Below are 17444 nucleotides of genomic sequence, written 5' to 3'. Positions count from 1 at the left end.
CCCCACGCGCCCGGAAGGAACCCACAACCCATGAGTCCGCTCCTCCCCCGCCGCGGTGGCCGTGCAGCACGCGTCGCCCTGGCCGCCACCGCGGTCGCCGTCGCCTCGGCCCTGACGCTCACCGCCTGCTCGGGCTCCGACAGCAGCAGCGGTGGCGACGACGCCACCGTGCGCGTCGGCCTCGTGCTCGAGCCCACGAGCCTCGACATCCGCACGCAGTCCGGTGCCGCGCTCGACCAGGTGCTCATCGACAACGTGTACCAGGGCCTGGTGGGCCGGACGGCGGACGGGGAGATCCGCGACGTGCTGGCGTCGAAGCACGAGGTCTCGTCGGACGGGAAGACGTACACGTTCACCCTCCGCGACGGCACGACCTTCCAGGACGGCAAGCCCGTCACGGCCGCCGACGTCGTCTGGTCGCTGCAGCAGGCGAAGGACAACGCGTCCTACGTGGACTCCGCCAAGCTGGCGGGCGTCTCGTCGATCAGCTCCCCGTCGGACGGGGTCGTCGAGCTGCAGCTCGAGGCGCCGGACTCCGATCTGCTCTTCAACCTGACCGGCCGCGCCGGGCTCGTGCTCGAGCAGGCCGCGACGAACGACCTCTCCGACAGCGCCAACGGCACCGGACCGTACGAGGTGTCGGCGTGGAAGCAGGGCGACTCGCTCACCTTCAGCCGGAACGACGACTACTGGGGCACCGAGCCGAAGGTCGCGAAGATCGTGTTCCGGTACATCACCGACCCGTCGACCGCCGTCAACGCGATGGCCAACGGCGACCTCGACGTGCTGAACCCCGTCGACGGCACCCTGCAGGGCCAGCTGCAGGGCAACCCGGACATCGAGCTGCACCGCGGGAAGACGACCGACAAGTACACGCTCGCCTTCAACGACGCCCAGGCGCCCTTCACCGACGAGCGGGTGCGCCGGGCGATCCGGCAGGCGATCGACCCGAAGGCGCTCATCAAGGCCATCGGCGGCACGGGCGTCGAGCAGGGCGGACCGATCCCCGAGCTCGACCCCGGGTACGAGGACCTGACCGACATCGACGCGTACGACCCCGACAACGCGAAGAAGCTGCTGGCCGAGGCGGGGAAGACCGACCTGGACCTGACCCTCACCTACGCCAACGTCTACCCGGCGACGATCGGTGACGTGCTGAAGTCGCAGCTCGCCGACGTGGGCATCACCCTGAAGGTGGAGCGGGTCGACTTCGCGACGTGGCTCGACCAGGTCTTCACGAAGAAGGACTTCCAGCTCTCGGTGGTCGACCACGTCGAGGCCCGCGACTTCGGCAACTGGGCGAACCCGGACTACTACTTCGGGTACGACAACCGCGAGGTGCAGCGGCTCTACGCGGAGTCGATCGCCGCGACCTCGCAGACCGAGAAGGAACAGGCGCTCCGCAAGGCTGCGCGCATCGTCAGCGAGGACGCCGCCGGCGAGTGGCTGTACACCGCGACGGAGATCACGGCCGTGCGCAAGGGCGTGACCGGGTTCCCGGTCGACGGCGGCAACTCGCGACTCGACCTGGCCGGACTGGCCGTCCGGTGACCACTGCCCTGCCGGTCGCCGGGCGCAGGTCCGGCGACACGGTCCGGCCGGTCGCCGGGCGCCCGTCCGGCGCTGCGCTCCGGGCTCGCGCCGCCGCCCCCGTAGCATCGGACGCGTGACCCGGTTCCTCGTCGGGCGACTGCTGCTGCTCGTCGTCGGCCTGCTCGTGGCGAGCATCATCGTGTTCGCCACGCTGCGCGTGCTGCCCGGCGACGTCGCGCAGATCGTCGCCGGCACCCAGTCGACGCCGGCCCAGGTCGAGCAGCTCCGGCAGCAGCTCGGCCTCGACCGGCCGGTCGTCGTGCAGTACCTCGACTGGATCGGCGGTGTGCTCCGCGGTGACCTCGGCCGGTCGCTCGTGACGAACGGCGCCGTCGGGCCGGAGATCGCGCAGAAGCTCGCCGTCACGCTGCCGCTCGCGGGGATGTCGCTCGTGGCCGCCCTCGTGCTCGGCGTCCCGCTCGGGGTGCTCGCCGCGGTGCTGCGCCGTCGGGCCGGCGGTGCGGTGATCGGCTTCGTCGCACAGGCGGTCGCGGCGGTCCCCGTGGTCTGGGCCGGCATGCTCCTCATCGCGCTGTTCGCCGTCACGCTGCACTGGCTGCCGACGCAGGGCTTCCCGCTCGACGGGTGGGACGAACCCGGTCGCGCGTTCTCGTCGCTCGTGCTCCCCGCGCTCACCATCGGCGCCGTCGAGGGTGCCGTGATCCTGCGCTTCACCCGCTCCGCCACGCTCACCGTGCTCGACGCCGACCACGTCCGGACCGCGGCGGCGATCGGCCTGACGCGGACGCGGGCGCTCCTGCGGCACGGCCTGCCGTCGGTGGCGCTCACCGTGCTGGCCGTCCTCGGCGTGCAGATCGCCGGCCTGCTGGTGGGGGCCGTCGTCGTCGAGCAGCTCTTCTCGCTCCCGGGGGTCGGACGGATGCTCGTGACCGACGTCGGGCGACGCGACGTCACGAAGGTGCAGTCGGAACTCCTCGTGCTCACGAGCCTGGTGCTGGTCGTCGGCTTCGCGGTCGACGTCGTGCACCGTGCGCTCGACCCCCGGCAGCGGGAGGTGGGCGAGTGATCCGCCGTCTGCTCGCCCGACCCACCGGGTGCTTCGCCGTCGTCGTGCTGACGCTCCTCGTCGTGCTCGCCGCGGTGTCCCTCGTGTGGACGCCCCAGGACCCGTTCCGCGCCGACCCCTTCCAGCAGTGGGCGGCACCGAGCCCCGCGCACTGGTTCGGCACCGACGCCGCAGGGCGGGACATCGCGAGCTACCTGCTCGCCGGTACCCGGACGACCGTGCTCGTCGCGGTCGGCTCCGGCGTCGTCGCGAGCCTGGTCGGCATCGTCCTGACGGCGATCGGCTCGCTGACCACGAGGTGGGTCCGCGAGGGCACCGCCGTCCTCCTCGACATCCTCGTCGCGTTCCCCACGCTGCTCACCGCCATGCTCCTGACGGCGGTGTTCGGCGGGTCGCTCGGCGTCGTGGTGGTGAGCGTCGGGCTGTCGTTCGGCGTGACGATCGCCCGCGTCGCGCGTGGTGAGATCCGCCGCATCGCCCGGAGCGACTACGTCGTCGCCGCACGGGCCTCCGGCGTCGGGCCCCTCGGCGTGCTCACCCGCCACCTGGTGCCGAACGCGGCGCCGCTGTTCACCGTGCAGCTCTCGCTCGCGATGGCGACGGCGGTCCTCGCCGAGGCCGGCCTCTCCTACCTCGGCTACGGCGCGGGGTCGGACACGGCGTCGTGGGGCAACCTGCTCGCCGACCTGCAGACGTACATCGGCGTGCACCCGTGGAGCGCGACCTGGCCGGGCGCCGCGATCGCCCTCGTCGTCGCCGCACTCTCGCTGCTCGGCGACGCGGTGCGCGACGCGACCGACCCGCGCCTGACCACCGGCGACCGAGCGGCCACCGGCACGCCGGCTGCAACGGGCACCCCGACCGACGACGACCCGGCCCCCGGCGAGCCGACCGACGACGACCCGGCCACCGACGCCCCGGGCGCAGACCGACGCGCACCGGACGGCACCACGACGACCCCGGGGGTGACGGCGTGAGCGACCACCGGACCGGACGCGACGGTCTCGAGGTGACCGGACTGACGGTCCGCATCGCGGGGCGGACGGTGCTCGACGACGTGACGTTCACCGTGCCTCCCGGCCGACGCGTCGGCGTGATCGGCGCGTCCGGATCCGGCAAGTCGATGACCTCGCTCGCCCTGATGGGCCTCGAACCGACGGGGGCCGAGGTGACCGGGAGCATCCGCCTCGACGGCACCGAGCTCGTGGGGATGCGCGATCGGGACCGTGCGCGCCACCGCGGATCCGGCATCGGCATGGTGTTCCAGGAGCCCGCGACCGCCCTGGACCCGCTCCGCCGGGTCGGTGCGCAGGTGGCGGAACCGCTGCGACTGCACCGTGGGCTGGACCGCCGTGCGGCCGCCACCGCCGCGGTCGCACTCGCCGACGCCGTCGGACTGCCCGACCCCGCCGCGCTGCTCCGCCAGTACCCGCACCAGCTGTCCGGTGGGCAGCGGCAGCGCATCTGCATCGCGATGGCGATGGCCGGCTCCCCCGCCTACCTCGTCGCCGACGAGCCGACAACCGCGCTCGACGTCACCACCGAGGCCCGGATCCTCGAGCTCTTCGAACGGCTCTCGACCGAGCGCGGGACCGGCATGCTCTTCGTGACGCACGACCTCGCGGTGCTCGCCCGCATCGCCGACACCGCCGTCGTCCTCGATCACGGCCGCGTGGTCGAGCAGGCATCGGTGCGGTCGCTGCTCGACGCCCCGCAGCACCCGGCGACGGCGGCCCTCGTCGACGCCGCCCGCGCCACCGCCCGCCGCACCGGAGGCCCCGCATGACCGACGCGCTGCACGCCAGCGGCCTCCACCGCACGTACCGCCTGCCACGCCGTGGCCCCTTCGAACCCGGGCCGGTGCGGACCGCCGTCGACGGGGTCGACCTGACGGTCGCCTCCGGGGCGCGGCTCGGCATCGTCGGTGAGTCCGGTTCCGGCAAGTCGACGCTGGTGCGGCTGCTCGCCGGCCTGGAGGCACCCACCGCGGGCTCCGTGACGGCCGGCGGTCGTCCCGTGGTCGCGTCGGCCTCCGCGGCCGCGATGCGCTGGTTCCGTCGCGAGACCGGGGTGGTGTTCCAGGACCCGTACGCGTCCCTCGACCCGCGGATGCGCGTCGGCGCGATCGTCGCCGAGCCGCTCCGTGCGCTGCAGCTACCGGGTGACCACCGCGCGCTCGTGGCCTCGGTCCTGGAGCGCGTCGACCTGCCCGCCGACGCCGCCGACCGGTACCCGCACGAGTTCTCCGGCGGGCAGCGGCAGCGCATCGCGATCGCCCGTGCGGTGGTGCACTCCCCGCGGATCCTGTTCGGGGACGAGCCGATGAGCGCCCTCGACGTGGTCGTCCGCGCGCGGGTGATCGACCTGTTCCGCTCGCTCGCCGACGACCTCGGGCTGACGCTCGTGCTCGTGTCGCACGACATCGGCGTGGTGCAGCGGCTGTGCGACACCGTGGCGGTGCTCTCCGAGGGGCGGATCGTGGAGCAGGGGCCGGTGTCGCTGCTCGACGACCCGCGGCACCCGGTGACGCGGGCACTGGTGGCCGCGGCGCCGACGCTGCCGTAGGGGCGCGGCGGTCGGCGTCGGCGGTCGGCGTCGTCGGCGTCGTCGGCGGTCATCGTCGGCGGTCGGCGTCGGTGGGGGTCGGTCGGCGGGCGTCGCGCGGGCGGAGTGGGCGATGCGACACTTCCGCTGTCGTACGACGACCACGGTGTCGCTCGGCCCGACAGCCGCGACCGGGCTCCGGTCAGGACGACAGATGCGCTGTCGTACGACGACCACGATGTCGCGCCATCCTCCCGAGCCGCGACATCGCACGCGTCGATCGACGTGCGCATCGTCGCAGTCGCGACGCGCCGACGCCGGTGCCCGGCCTGCGTCAGCCCGGCGTCACCACGTCGCCGGGTGCCGCCGCTGCCACCGCAGCCGTCGCTCGAGCTGCGCCCCGATCGCGAGCAGCACGCGCTCCCCGCCCGGGCGTCCGATGAGCTGCACACCCATCGGCAGGCCCGCCCCGTCCGGGTGGTCGTCGTCCGTCACCCCGACCGGCAGCGTGATCGCGGGCAGCCCGGACACGTTCGCCATCGAGGTCCAGGGCGAGTAGGCGCACTGCCGCCGGAAGTCCTCCTCGGGGTCGTCCCCGTACCAGCCGAGCGGCCGCGGGGTCAGCGCCAGCGTCGGGGTGAGCACGGCGTCGTACGGCGCGAACGTCCGGATGAGCCCGGCCGAGAAGGCGTCGAGCGTCGTCATCGCGTCGAGCACCTGCGTCGCGGTCAGCGCACGTCCGCGCTCCACCAGCCACGACACCAGCGGGGTGAGCGCGGACAGGTCGATGCCGGGCACGCGGGGCAGCCCCCCAGCGCCGGACTCCCACGCCACCCGGAACGCGTCGGCGTACGGCAGCCGGGGCATGGCGACGTCCTCGACCCCGTGCCCGACCTCGCCGAGCACCCGCACGGCGGTGTCGACCGCTGCCCGGGCGGCAGGGTCGACCACGACGTCGACGGTGTCGTCCCACGGCGAACCGTCGAGCACGCCGACCACGAACCGCCCCTCGCCGCGCACCGCAGCGGCGGTGAAGGGCCCGTCCCCGACGTCGGGCGTGACCAGCGCGTACGGCGAGGGCTCGGGCAGCCCGGTCGGTGCGACCAGGGCGTCGAGGAGCATCCCGGCGTCGGCGACGTTCCGCGTGATCGGCCCGGCGACGCTCAGCCCGCCGAGGCCGGACCGACCGGGCATCGACGGGACCCGGCCGCGGCTCGGCTTCAGTCCGACGAGACCGGTCGCTGCGGCGGGGATGCGCACCGATCCCCCGCCGTCCGTCCCCACGGCCGCGGGCACGAGTCCGGCGGCGACGGCCACGGCGGTGCCGCTCGACGATCCTCCGGGCGCCCGCGTGGTGTCGTACGGGTTCCGGGTGGTACCGATGCGGGTCTTCGACGACGACGACATGCCGAACTCCGGCGAGGTCGTCTTGCCGAGGCTCACCGTCCCCGCTGCGGCGAGCGCCGCCACCAGGGGGTGGTCGGCGGTCGCGGGTGTCACCGGCAGCGCGGCGGAGCCGTGCCGGGTGGGCACACCGGCGCGGTCGTACAGGTCCTTGTCGGCGGTGGGCAGGCCCCAGAGCGGCCGGGAGGTCGGGAGGAGCGTCCCCAGTCGCGCCGCGTGCTCGCGTGCGGTGTCGGCGGTGACGGCGACGAACGCCCCGAGGGACGGGTCGAGCCGCTCGATGCGGGCGAGGTAGTGCTCGGTCACCTCGAGCGCGGTCGCGTCCCCCCGACGGATCCAGTCCCAGAGTTCCTGCGCCGAGAGGTGGTGGAGTTCGAACACGGTCCCCGAGCCTAGGCCTGCAGGTGCACGGCGAGCACGTCCCGCACCGTCGTCCAGTCGTGCGGCCCGTAGCGGTCGTTCGCGACGTGGTGGAGCTCGGCCTCGCCGCTGAACATGCTGACGAAGTACTGCATCCCCTGCCAGGCGGGGAACGGCTCCGCGTCGTCGGCCCGCGAGAGCCGTCGTCCGACGCGTGCCATCGCGGAGAGCGTCCCGGAGGTCCCGGCCCACTGCGTGCGGAACCGGGTGCCGGTGAGCCGCGAGAGGGTGTCGGCGACGCGCCGGGCGGTGACCCGGTCGCCGGCGACCTCGACGACCCGCGGTGCGTCGGGGTCGAGGGCGACGCGCGCGGTGACCCAGGCGGTGTCGTCCTTCGTGGTGAAGTCGAGCACCTGGTCCGGGGACGACCAGTACAGGACCGTGCGACGGTCGAACAGGATCATCGGGGCCTGTCCGGTGAGCATGTCGGTGAACGCGCCGTTCAGCACGGAGGTCGCCCGGATCGGTGCGGCGTCCAGTGTCGCGGCGAACTCGCGGCGCAGCTCGAAGTTCCGGTTCGTCCCGGGGGTGATCGCGCGGTAGTCGGCCGAGTAGTCCGACGGGACGAACCGCGGGACGCCGGCGTCGACCGCCGCGGCGAGCAGCGCGGTCTGTGCGTCGACGACCACGGAGCGGGTGCCGCTCACCGCCGAGACGACGACGTCGACCCTGGCGAGCGCCGTCACGAGTCCGTCGTGGTCGTCGTAGGCGGCGCTGACGACGGAGACACGGTCGGACCGTGCGGTGAGTCGGTCGGCCGCGGGCCCGGTGGCGGAGCGGCTCAGTGCTCGGATCCGGACGTCGGGGTCGGCCGCGAGGAGCGCGTCGACGATGCGGGAGCCGAGGTCCCCGGTGGCGCCGGCGACGAGGACGGTGGTGCTGGTCATGCACCCGACGCTACGCACGGGCGTCCGGCTCCGTCCGTCACCTGCATCCTTCGGTGGAACTCCCGGTGGTGCATCCCTCCGCCGGTCGTCCCGACGAACGGTCCTCCCTAGCGTCGGTGTCATGACGAACACGACCGAAGTCCGGCCCGGAGCCGGCACCGCTGCACCCCGTGCGACGGGGGTCCGGGGTGTGGTGTCCCGGCACCCGCTCGCCTCCTTCGCCACCCTGGCGCTCGGCCTCAGCTGGCTCGCGTGGGTGCCCTACATCCTGAGCCCGCACGGCCTGGGCGTGTGGGACCTGCACTTCCCGGAGTTCCTCGGCACGGCCCAGTTCACCGGGATCCTGCCCGGCGCGCTCCTCGGCCCGCTCGGCGGTGCGTTCGTGGTGACCGCCCTCGCCGACGGCCGTCCGGGGCTGCGGCGCTGGGTCGGTCGGCTCTGGCGGTGGCGGGTCTCCTGGTACTGGTACGCACTGGCACTGGTCGGCGTCCCGGCGCTCATCGTCCTGACGGGTCTGCCGTTCTCCGGCGGGAACGTCCAGGCACCGACCGCCCTCGCCCTGCTCGCCCTCGTGCCGGGTCTCGTGGTGCAGCTGTTCACCACCGGCCTGTCGGAGGAGCCCGGCTGGCGCGACTTCGCCCTCCCCCGACTGCAGGACCGCTTCGGACCGCTCGGCGCCGCCGCGGTGCTCGGTCCGCTGTGGGCGCTGTGGCACATGCCGCTGTACCTGTCGGACTGGGGCGGGTGGCCGGACGCGCACTGGTCGGAGCCGGTCGTCTTCGCGCTCTTCACGATCACGTTCAACGTCGTGATGTCGTGGGTGTTCAACCGCACCGGCGAGAGCCTGCCGATCGCACTGCTGCTGCACGTCGGCGTGAACAACACCATCTCCACCCTGTGGGCGGACATGTACCCGGGGATGACCGCGGGCACGATGATGCACGGGCTCACGATCGTCTCGACGGTGGCCGCCGCCGTCCTGCTGGTCGCCACCCGGGGCCGGCTCGGGTACGACCGCCGGCCGGGAGGCTCGGACCACCTCCCCGCGTCGACCTCCGCCTGCCTCGTAGGATCGAACGATGGCACCCGCTGAAGCGAGTGCGGCTCGCGTCGCCGCCGACCCCCGCACCGCGCGGGAGGTCGACGGCGGCCGCCGCCTGCGCCGCGCCGACGTCCTGGTCGCGGTCGCCACCGCGGTCGTCTCGCTCGCGCTGCTGCTCGGGCTGCCGTACCTCGACACCGTCGACCCGGACACGATCGGACACCCGCTCTCGGCTCCCGAGGTCGGCAGCGCCGACTGGACCGCGGTCGCACTCGGGCTCCTGGTCCAGTCCGCGGTCCTGTTGGCTGCTCGTCGACTCCCCCGGGCGGTCCTCCTCGCGGTCGCCGCCGTCCCCGTCCTCGTGGTCGCCGTCACCTCCGGCGGGGACCTGTTCGGGCTCACCGCGCTCCCCGTCGTCGTGGCGGTGGTGCTCGCTGCCCTCCGGGTGCCACTCACCAGGCTCTGGCCGTCGGTCGTCGGGGCGGCGGCACTCGTGTCCGCCGGCACCGCGGGCAACTGGATCGAGCTGAACGGAGCGCTGTCCGGCCGTTCCCTCGCCGACGCGCTCGGTGACGCGCTCCCCCAGGGCGTCACGCAGGCCATCGGGGCCGTCGGGCTCCCGCTCGTCGTGGCGCTCGTGGTGCGGTCCCGGCGCGAGGTCCGGGCCGCGAGGGACGCCGAGGTCGCCGCCCGGACCGCGGAGGCCTCCGCCGCGGTCCGCGAGCAGGACGCCCGGGTCGACGCAGCCGTGTCCCGCGAACGCGCGGCCATGGCGCGGGAGCTGCACGACATCGCGGCCCACCACCTGTCCGGGATCGCCCTCATGTCGGCCGTCATCGACCGGCAGATCGACACCGACCCGACCGCGGCGCACGAGGGCGTCCGTCAGGTGCGGGAGCAGAGCACCGCGGTGCTCGAGGACCTCCGTCGCCTGGTCGGCCTGCTGCGGGACGACGCCCCCGCGGAACGTGCCGTCGAGACCGTCGCTGGCATCGTGGACCTGGTCGAGCGTGCCCGGTACCGGTCGGACGTGCGGCTCGAGGTCCTCCGCGGTGCGCACGAGGTCGCCGAGGGCGTCGGGCCCCTGGCGCAGCTCGCGGCCTACCGCACCGCGCAGGAGGCACTGGCGAACGCCGCCCTGCACGCACCCGGCGCCGTCGTCACGGTCACGCTCGACGACCGTGCAGTCGACCACCTGGAGCTGACCGTCGAGAACGCCGCACCCGCGGTGTCCGCGCCGAGCGCGGACGCACCCGCTGGACCGGGCGAGCCGACCCCGGAGGGTCCGGGAGCAGGCGGCAACGGACTGCGCGGGATGCGTGAGCGGGCGGACCTGGTGGGGGCGCGCCTCCAGACCGGGACCACACCGGACGGCGGCTGGGTCGTGACGCTGCGACTCGGACGCGAGACGCCCGAGGTGACCCGGTGATCCGGGTCCTGGTGGCGGACGACCAGCCGCTCGTCCGGGCGGGGGTGTCGGCGCTCCTGGCGGCCGAACCGGACGTCGAGGTGGTCGGGGTGGCGGCGGACGGCGGCGAGGCCCTCACGCTCGCACGGAGCACGCGGCCGGACGTGGCGGTGCTCGACATCCGGATGCCGGTCCGGAACGGCATCGAGGTGGCGCGGGAGCTCTGCGCTCCTGACGCGGACCCGGCGGTGCCGGTGCTGGTGCTGACGACCTTCGACCTCGACGACCTGGTGTTCGGGGCGCTCGAGGCGGGGGCGTCCGGGTTCCTGCTCAAGGACGCGGAGCCGGACGTCATCGTCGGTGCGGTGCGGCAGGTCGCCGCCGGGAACGGCACGATCGACCAGAGCCTGACGCGGCGGGTGCTGCGGGAGTTCGTGTCGCGGCGGAGCCTGCAGCCGGTGACGGGCGACCGGGCCTCGGAGCTGCTGACCGCGCGGGAGCGGGACGTGCTGCTGCTCCTCGCACAGGGGATGTCGAACGAGGAGATCGCCGAGGCACTCGTCGTCGAGGTCTCCACGGTGAAGTCGCACCTGGCGCGGATGCTGCCGAAGCTCGGGGTGCGCTCGCGCCTGCAGGCGGTGGTCTGGGCGTACCAGAACCACGTCGTGGCCGTCCCCGAGGGCTAGGGGGCGGTCACCGCCGTCCGGTGCCCGACGCCCCGTGCAGGGCCGACAGCACGGAGGACCGGACCGCGGCACCGCCGTCGCGGGCCGGGTCGACCAGGACCGCGCGCATCCCCGCGGCACGTGCCCCGGCGACGTCACGCTGCGGGTCGTCGCCGACGAACAGGCACGCGGCGGCCGGCACGCCGAGCTCGTCGGCGACCCGCTCGAACGCGCGTCGGTCCGGCTTGGCCACCCCGATCCGCTCCGACGTGCACACGACGTCGACGAGGTCCGACAGCCCCGTGGCGGCGAGCTTGTCGCGCTGCTGCTCCTCGGTCCCGTTCGTCAGGACACCGACGGGCCGGTCGGCGTCGCGGACCGCGCGCAGGAGCGGAGCACTCCCGGGGAACGGACGCCAGGCGCCCCGGTACGCGGCGAGGTAGCGGCCGAACAGGAGGTCGAGCTCGTGCGGGTCGTGCGGTGGCCGGAGCCCGGCGAGGGGCAGGACCTCGACGAGCCGGGCTCGACGCTGCTCGGCGAAGTCGACCTCCCCGCGTCGCCACCGCTCGAAGTGCCGTTCCTCCGCCTCGGCCCACGCGGCCCGCAGGCGGTCGGTCGCCGCGACACCGAGCGCGCCGAGGAGGTCGTCGACGGCTCGCGCCGCTGCTCCCGCGTGGTCGAACAGGGTGCCGTCGAGGTCGAACACCACGGCACGGACGTCGAGGGTCATCCCCGCACCGCGTCGACGACCCGTCCGACCGCGGCCGCGACGGCCCGCTCGCGCACGGTGGTGTCCTCGTGCTCGGACTCGTGGACGAACGCCGTCGCCCCGCGGGCCGCGCCGCAGAAGTCCACGACGCCGTGCTCGAGCTGCGTCCGCAGTGCCTGCTCGTACCCGTGCCGCTCGTAGACCCCGGCGTCGTCCCCGGCGATCGGCAGCAGGTGCACCGTCAGTCGGCCGAGCCGACGGTCGATGCGCCCGTCCTCGCCGACGCCGAAGGCCCACCCGTTCACGAACACCCGGTCGAGCCAGCCCTTGAGCAGCGCGGGCACCGACCACCACCACACCGGGAACACGAGCACGAGGTGGTCGATCCCGTCGAGGCGCGCCTGTTCGGCCGCGACGTCGGGCGCCGGGTCGGTCCCCGTCCGGTAGGTGTGCCGGTCGGCGGCGGTGAACCGGGGGTCGAAGCCCTCGGCGGCGAGGTCGGCGACCGTGACGGGGCCCGCGCCGGCGGCGTCGAGCGCCGCCTCGAGGCGGTGGGCGACGGCGAGCGTCAGCGAGTCGGGGTCCGGGTGGGCGGTCACGATGAGCGTCGACACGGCTCGATCCTGCCAGCAGCGGGTGCACGGACGCCCCACCGGACGGGAGGCGCGGTGCGGGCCGGCACCGCGCCTCCCGTCCGGCGGGTGGGGACGACGTCAGTCGTCGTAGCGGTAGAAGCCCTGTCCGGTCTTCACGCCGAGACGGCCGGCGTCGACGTGCTCGCGCAGCAGGCGACGCGGACCCTCCGGCAGGTGCGGGTCCTCAGCCGCGTAGTGCTCCTCGATGTCGAGGACCACGTCGAGGCCGACCTGGTCCATCATCCGGAAGGGCCCGGCCGGTGCGCCGCTGTTCACCTGCCACATGGCGTCGACGTCCTCGGGCGTGGAGACGCCGTCGGCGACGACCGCGAGCGCCTCGCGCTTGATGGCCGCCCAGATGCGGTTGAAGATGAAGCCGGTCGACTCGCGGCGGGCCAGGAACGGGTGGACGCCGTAGCGGGGCAGCGCCTCGAGCAGCAGGTCGATCACGGCGGGGTCGGTCTGGCCGTCGCTCATCAGGTCGACGGCGTTCTGCTGCGGCGGCATGTAGAAGTGCACGTTGAGGACGCGCTCGGGGTGCGCGACCTCGTCGATCACCAGGCGGCTGGCGTACGAGGACGAGTTCGTCGCGAGGATCGTGTCCGCGGCGACCAGTGCGTCGAGCCGTCCGAACAGCGGGGTCTTCAGGTCCAGGCGCTCGGGCACGGCCTCGACGACGAGCCAGGCGTCGACCACCGCGGCCTCGAGGTCCGCCTCGCCACGGACCGTCCCCGCGGTCGCGCCGTCGCGCGCGGCCACGATCCCGGGCAGGGTCTCCTCGACGTACGCGACGGCGGCGGCACGGACCTCCTCGGACAGGTCGTGGATCCGGACCTCGGCACCGCCGCTGGCGAACATCAGGGCGATCCGGCGTCCGAGGGTGCCACCGCCGATCACGGTCACGGGGCGGTCGGCGGTGTCGCGGGGCGGCTGGTAGGGCACGGGTTCCTGCTCTCGGTCGAGTTCGGTACAGTTCGTATTCGATACAGATCGTATCCAAGTTCCGAAGGAGATGCGCATGCGCGCCGACGACGTCCTCCAGCACCTGACCACCCCGCTCGCCGCGCCGGTCTACCCACTCCGGCCGACCCGGTTCACCGGCCGCGAGTACTTCAACGTCGTCTACCGCACCGACCCCGACGCGCTGCGCGCCGTGGTCCCGGAGCCGCTCGAGGTCACCGAACCGCTCGTCCGGTTCGAGGTCATGAAGATGGGCGAGGTCGACGGGTACGGCCCGTACGTCGAGTCCGGGCAGGCGATCCAGGTCGAGCACGAGGGCGAACGCGGCGAGTACCTGCACGCGATGTACCTCGACAATGCGGCCGCGACCCTCGCCGGCCGTGAGCTGAGCGCCTACCCGAAGGTCCTCGGCACGCCGGCGCTCCGCGTCGACCAGGGCGCGCTCGTCGGCACCCTCGACCGCGGGACCGAGCGCGTGGCCACCGCGACCATGGCGTACGAGTGGGAGCCGCTCGCCCACGACGCCGCCCTGGCGGAGATCACCGTGCCGACCTTCATGGTGAAGCTGGTCCCGGACCTTCGGACCCAGCGCCACCTGGTGGCCGACCTCGTCCGCACCGAGATCACCGACGTGACCGTCGAGCAGGCCTGGACCGGACCCGCCCGACTCCAGCTGTTCGCACACGCCCTCGCACCGATGGCGGACCTGCCGGTGCTCGAGGTCGTCCGCGCCTCGCACATCCTGACGGACCTGACCCTCGCCCCGGTGCGCACCGTGCACGACTACCTGGCCGACCGGCACTCGGCCTAGCCTGGAGCCGTGACCGAACCAGCCGCGCCGCGCGCCGTCCGCCGGCGGAGCAGCACCCGGGCGACGCTCATCGCGGCCGCGGAGGCGATCTTCCAGGAGACCGGGTCGACCTCGGTCAGCGTCGAGGCGGTCGTCGCCCGCGCCGGGTTCACGCGCGGGGCGTTCTACTCGAACTTCCGGACGGTCGACGAGCTGTTCTTCGCGGTCTACGAGCAGCAGGCCGAAGCCGTCTTCGCCGTGCTCGAACACGAGCTCGGCGCCGCACTCGACGGGCACCCGACGGTCGACGGGGTCGTGCAGGGTGTCGTGCACGGCCTGCCGCCCGAGGACCGCTGGTACGCAATTCGCTCGGTGCTCACCACGCGCGCCCGGCACGACCCCGAGGTGAACGCCCTGCTCCGCGCGCACACCGACCGGTTCCACGCGACGCTCCAGCCACTCCTCGTCGCAGCGCTGGAGCGGGCCGGCCGGATCCCCACCGTCGACCCGGCGCTCTACACGCGCGCGGTGGTCGCGGCCCACGTCGGGGCGGTCAGCCAGAGCGTGCTGTTCGACGGGACGGACGCGGTGCGGGTCGCGGCGGTCGAGGGGTGCATCCTCGGGCTCACGCGCCCGGCCTGAGCGCCGTCCCGGCCGTGGGACGATTGCCGGATGACCGCCACGCTCGTCGCCAAGGACCTCGCCGGCGGGTACGCCGCCCGTACGCTCTTCGAGGGCCTCGACCTCACCGTCGCCCCGGGTGACGTGATCGGCCTGGTCGGTGTGAACGGGGCGGGCAAGTCCACGCTCCTCCGCCTCCTCGCCGGCGTCGACGAGCCCCTCGCCGGGACGGTGTCGACGAACCCGCCGGACGCCTTCGTCGGCTGGCTCCCCCAGGAGCACGAGCGCATCACCGGAGAGTCGGTCGCGGCGTACGTCGCCCGGCGCACGGGCTGCGCCGACGCCACGGCCGACATGGACCGTGCTGCCGAGGCCCTGGGCGACCCGGACGGCGGCGACGCGGCGGCCGACCGGTACTCCACCGCGCTGGAACGCTGGCTGGCGTCCGGTGCCGCCGACCTCGAGGAGCGGCTGCCCGTCGTGCTCGCCGAGCTCGGGCTGGAGGCGACCCCGGACGGCTCCGGCGTCGGCCCGGACTCGCTGATGACCGCGCTGTCCGGCGGACAGACCGCCCGGGTCGGCCTGGCCGCCCTGCTGCTCTCCCGCTTCGACGTCGTGCTGCTCGACGAGCCGACGAACGACCTCGACCTGGACGGGCTCGACCGACTCGAGCAGTTCGTCCGGGGGCTGCGCGGCGGTGCCGTCATGGTCAGCCACGACCGCGAGTTCCTCGCCCGATCGGTGACCGCCGTGCTCGAGCTCGACCTGGCGCAGTCGTCGCACCGGCTGTTCGGCGGCGGCTACGAGGCGTACCTCGAGGAACGCGAGATCGCCCGGCAGCACAAGCGCGACGCGTACGACGAGTACGCCGCGACGAAGGCCGACCTGGTCTCACGCGCACGGACGCAGCGCGAGTGGTCGAGCCAGGGCGTGCGGAACGCGATGAAGAAGAACCCCGACAACGACAAGATCCGCCGCCGGGCGGCGAGCGAGTCGAGCGAGAAGCAGGCGCAGAAGGTCCGGCAGATGGAGTCGCGCATCGCCCGGCTCGACGAGGTCGAGGAGCCCCGCAAGGAGTGGCAGCTCGCCTTCACCATCGGCAGTGCCCCGCGGTCCTCGGCCGTCGTCGCCACGCTGTCCGACGCCGTCTACGAGCAGGGCGACTTCGCCCTCGGGCCGGTGTCGCTGCAGGTCTCCGGTGGCGACCGGATCGGCATCACCGGCCCGAACGGCGCCGGCAAGTCGACCCTGCTCCGCGCCCTGCTCGGCCGGACGGCGCCGACGAGCGGGTCGGCGTCGCTGGGCTCCAGCGTCGCGATCGGCGAGGTCGACCAGGCCCGCGCGGCGTTCACGGGCGAGCAGCCCCTCGCCGCGGCGTTCGAGGAGCTCGTCCCCGAGATGACCACCGCCGACGTCCGGACCCTGCTCGCCAAGTTCGGGCTGAAGGCGGAGCACGTCGGTCGCCCGTCCGCTGCGCTCTCACCCGGTGAGCGGACTCGTGCCGGCCTCGCGCTGCTGCAGGCCCGCGGCGTCAACGTCCTCGTGCTCGACGAGCCGACGAACCACCTCGACCTGGCTGCGATCGAACAGCTCGAGCAGGCCCTGGAGTCCTACGACGGCACCCTGCTGCTCGTCACGCACGACCGGCGGATGCTCGACACCGTCCGACTGGACCGGCGCTGGCGGGTCGAGGCGGGTCGCGTCACCGAGGTGTGACGGGACGGCGGGGAGGCCCGTGGTGGACCCGTCGAGCGTCTCCTGAGACACGCTCACGGCCGCGATCTGGTGAACTGGGTGCGGGAGGGGACACATGCGACGCAGGACCTGGGGCATCACGATCGCCGCGGTGGCGGCAGCGACGCTGGCCGCGGTGGGGATCGGCGCGGCCGTGCAGCGGCCGGGACCGGCGGCCACGACCGCCGCACGGGCGACGTCGGTGCCGACCCGGACGGCCACCCCGACGCCGACACCGAGGCCGACGCTGCCCGCGATCCCGGCTGCCGCGTCCGACGCCGAGCTCGCGGCACTCCCCCTGGCGTTCCACGACGCGGTCGTCCCGGAACTCCTCGACGGCAGCACCGTCCGACCGGACAACCAGTGGCAGATCGCCACCCCGAAGCAGCGCCTCGTCGCGCTCTACGCCGCCCCCTCGGCGGATGCGCGCCCGGTCGCCACACTCGCCTCGACGGTCTCCACGATCGAGACGCCCGCAGCGACCGCCGTCTGGGGCCGGTCGGACGGGGAGGACGGCGGCATGGTCCTCGTGTCGACCCCCGCCCGGAACCGCACGCCCGGCGACGGCGGCGACCCGACCGCGCCGAGCGCCACCTTCGCGTGGGCGCGTGCGTCGGACTTCTCGATCGCGTCGGTCGACCGGATGGTCCGCGTGGACGTCGCCGCGTCGACGGTGTCCGTCGTGCACCAGGACGACTCGGTGTCGGCGTCGGAGCCCGCCCGCCTGGGGACCCCGGACGACCCCACACCCACCGCGACCGCGACGTACGTCGAAGCCGCCTACGTCGATGCGCGCGTGACCTACACGCAGGGCAACCCGATCATCCTGACCGGGGCGCACTCGTCACGCATCCCGCAGTACGGCGGCAACGCGGCCCTCACCGCCCTGCACTACTACCCGGACCCGAACGGCAGCTCGCACGGGTGCGTCCGGATCTCCGCGGCGATGACGAAGACGCTGGCCGAGCTGCCCGTCGGGACTGCGATCTGGTTCACCTGACGTCG

General features: G+C 73.9%; 17 protein-coding genes. 12 read left to right on the top strand and 5 right to left on the bottom strand.

Annotated elements, in window-relative coordinates; genetic code table 11:
- Positions 1-30 precede the first annotated feature (30 nt).
- The 5 genes from M3677_RS02635 to M3677_RS02615 all read left to right on the top strand — a co-directional run bounded on the left by M3677_RS02635 (position 31) and on the right by M3677_RS02615 (position 5185).
- Positions 31-1551 (top strand): ABC transporter substrate-binding protein, encoded by a 1521-nt coding sequence (locus tag M3677_RS02635; protein ID WP_209682347.1) that lies wholly within the window; start codon positions 31-33, stop codon positions 1549-1551.
- Between the two features lie 115 nt (positions 1552-1666).
- Positions 1667-2620, top strand: a complete 954-nt coding sequence (locus M3677_RS02630) for an ABC transporter permease (protein WP_066654670.1) — start codon at positions 1667-1669, stop codon at positions 2618-2620.
- A complete protein-coding gene (locus tag M3677_RS02625; protein WP_251159733.1) occupies positions 2617-3597 on the top strand; it encodes an ABC transporter permease in 981 nt (326 codons plus the stop codon). The genes M3677_RS02630 and M3677_RS02625 overlap by 4 nt, the downstream gene beginning before the upstream one ends.
- Positions 3594-4406 (top strand): ABC transporter ATP-binding protein, encoded by an 813-nt coding sequence (locus M3677_RS02620; RefSeq protein ID WP_209682344.1) that lies wholly within the window; start codon positions 3594-3596, stop codon positions 4404-4406. The genes M3677_RS02625 and M3677_RS02620 overlap by 4 nt, the downstream gene beginning before the upstream one ends.
- On the top strand, positions 4403-5185 hold the full coding sequence (locus tag M3677_RS02615) for an ABC transporter ATP-binding protein (RefSeq protein WP_209682341.1): 783 nt from the start codon (positions 4403-4405) through the stop codon (positions 5183-5185). Before M3677_RS02620 ends, M3677_RS02615 begins: the two co-directional genes overlap by 4 nt.
- Positions 5186-5509: 324 nt before the next feature.
- Here the strand turns inward: M3677_RS02615 and M3677_RS02610 are convergent, their stop codons facing one another.
- Together M3677_RS02610 and M3677_RS02605 are read right to left on the bottom strand one after the other, a co-directional pair.
- Entirely contained in the window at positions 5510-6949 is a 1440-nt protein-coding gene (locus M3677_RS02610; protein WP_251159732.1) for an amidase, read from the bottom strand.
- 11 nt (positions 6950-6960) lie between these two features.
- Entirely contained in the window at positions 6961-7875 is a 915-nt protein-coding gene (locus M3677_RS02605) for an NmrA family NAD(P)-binding protein (RefSeq protein ID WP_251159731.1), read from the bottom strand.
- A gap of 121 nt (positions 7876-7996) precedes the next feature.
- Here M3677_RS02605 and M3677_RS02600 point away from each other — a divergent pair, with 121 nt between their 5' ends.
- Genes M3677_RS02600 through M3677_RS02590 form a run of 3 tightly spaced genes read left to right on the top strand, consistent with a single transcriptional unit; the run spans position 7997 to position 11011 of the window.
- A complete protein-coding gene (locus tag M3677_RS02600) occupies positions 7997-8968 on the top strand; it encodes a CPBP family intramembrane glutamic endopeptidase (protein WP_251159730.1) in 972 nt (323 codons plus the stop codon).
- Positions 8955-10346 (top strand): sensor histidine kinase, encoded by a 1392-nt coding sequence (locus tag M3677_RS02595; protein ID WP_251159729.1) that lies wholly within the window; start codon positions 8955-8957, stop codon positions 10344-10346. The genes M3677_RS02600 and M3677_RS02595 overlap by 14 nt, the downstream gene beginning before the upstream one ends.
- Positions 10343-11011, top strand: coding sequence for a response regulator transcription factor (locus M3677_RS02590; RefSeq protein WP_251159728.1), 669 nt, complete (start codon positions 10343-10345; stop codon positions 11009-11011). The genes M3677_RS02595 and M3677_RS02590 overlap by 4 nt, the downstream gene beginning before the upstream one ends.
- Before the next feature lie 7 nt (positions 11012-11018).
- Here the strand turns inward: M3677_RS02590 and M3677_RS02585 are convergent, their stop codons facing one another.
- From M3677_RS02585 to M3677_RS02575, 3 genes are all read right to left on the bottom strand, one after another.
- Entirely contained in the window at positions 11019-11720 is a 702-nt protein-coding gene (locus tag M3677_RS02585) for an HAD family hydrolase (protein ID WP_209682327.1), read from the bottom strand.
- Positions 11717-12313: an NAD(P)H-dependent oxidoreductase gene (locus M3677_RS02580; RefSeq protein WP_209682324.1), complete on the bottom strand. Its 597-nt coding sequence runs from the start codon at positions 12311-12313 to the stop codon at positions 11717-11719. Before M3677_RS02580 ends, M3677_RS02585 begins: the two co-directional genes overlap by 4 nt.
- Positions 12314-12412: 99 nt before the next feature.
- On the bottom strand, positions 12413-13276 hold the full coding sequence (locus M3677_RS02575) for a 3-hydroxyacyl-CoA dehydrogenase family protein (RefSeq protein ID WP_251159727.1): 864 nt from the start codon (positions 13274-13276) through the stop codon (positions 12413-12415).
- A gap of 76 nt (positions 13277-13352) precedes the next feature.
- Between M3677_RS02575 and M3677_RS02570 the strand changes: the two genes are divergently transcribed.
- The 4 genes from M3677_RS02570 to M3677_RS02555 all read left to right on the top strand — a co-directional run bounded on the left by M3677_RS02570 (position 13353) and on the right by M3677_RS02555 (position 17439).
- Positions 13353-14105 (top strand): acetoacetate decarboxylase, encoded by a 753-nt coding sequence (locus tag M3677_RS02570; protein ID WP_251155077.1) that lies wholly within the window; start codon positions 13353-13355, stop codon positions 14103-14105.
- A gap of 9 nt (positions 14106-14114) precedes the next feature.
- Positions 14115-14726, top strand: coding sequence for a TetR/AcrR family transcriptional regulator (locus M3677_RS18300; protein WP_066654698.1), 612 nt, complete (start codon positions 14115-14117; stop codon positions 14724-14726).
- A 30-nt stretch (positions 14727-14756) separates the two neighbouring features.
- Positions 14757-16421: an ABC-F family ATP-binding cassette domain-containing protein gene (locus tag M3677_RS02560; protein WP_251159726.1), complete on the top strand. Its 1665-nt coding sequence runs from the start codon at positions 14757-14759 to the stop codon at positions 16419-16421.
- Between the two features lie 94 nt (positions 16422-16515).
- A complete protein-coding gene (locus tag M3677_RS02555; protein WP_251159725.1) occupies positions 16516-17439 on the top strand; it encodes a L,D-transpeptidase in 924 nt (307 codons plus the stop codon).
- Positions 17440-17444: the final 5 nt, after the last annotated feature.

The sequence above is a fragment of the Curtobacterium sp. P97 genome, assembly GCF_023712445.1.
Classification (GTDB): Bacteria; Actinomycetota; Actinomycetes; order Actinomycetales; family Microbacteriaceae; genus Curtobacterium.
The sequence above is the reverse complement of the archived record's forward strand: the minus strand, read 5'-3'. Positions and strand labels throughout refer to the sequence as shown.

Coding starts and splice junctions, on each gene's coding strand:
- M3677_RS02595 (WP_251159729.1), top strand. CDS start 8,955: ATGGCACCCGCTGAAGCGAGTGCGGCTCGCGTCGCCGCCGACCCCCGC.
- M3677_RS02615 (WP_209682341.1), top strand. CDS start 4,403: ATGACCGACGCGCTGCACGCCAGCGGCCTCCACCGCACGTACCGCCTG.
- M3677_RS02585 (WP_209682327.1), bottom strand. CDS start 11,720: ATGACCCTCGACGTCCGTGCCGTGGTGTTCGACCTCGACGGCACCCTG.
- M3677_RS02555 (WP_251159725.1), top strand. CDS start 16,516: ATGCGACGCAGGACCTGGGGCATCACGATCGCCGCGGTGGCGGCAGCG.
- M3677_RS02570 (WP_251155077.1), top strand. CDS start 13,353: ATGCGCGCCGACGACGTCCTCCAGCACCTGACCACCCCGCTCGCCGCG.
- M3677_RS02600 (WP_251159730.1), top strand. CDS start 7,997: ATGACGAACACGACCGAAGTCCGGCCCGGAGCCGGCACCGCTGCACCC.
- M3677_RS02560 (WP_251159726.1), top strand. CDS start 14,757: ATGACCGCCACGCTCGTCGCCAAGGACCTCGCCGGCGGGTACGCCGCC.
- M3677_RS02635 (WP_209682347.1), top strand. CDS start 31: ATGAGTCCGCTCCTCCCCCGCCGCGGTGGCCGTGCAGCACGCGTCGCC.
- M3677_RS02605 (WP_251159731.1), bottom strand. CDS start 7,875: ATGACCAGCACCACCGTCCTCGTCGCCGGCGCCACCGGGGACCTCGGC.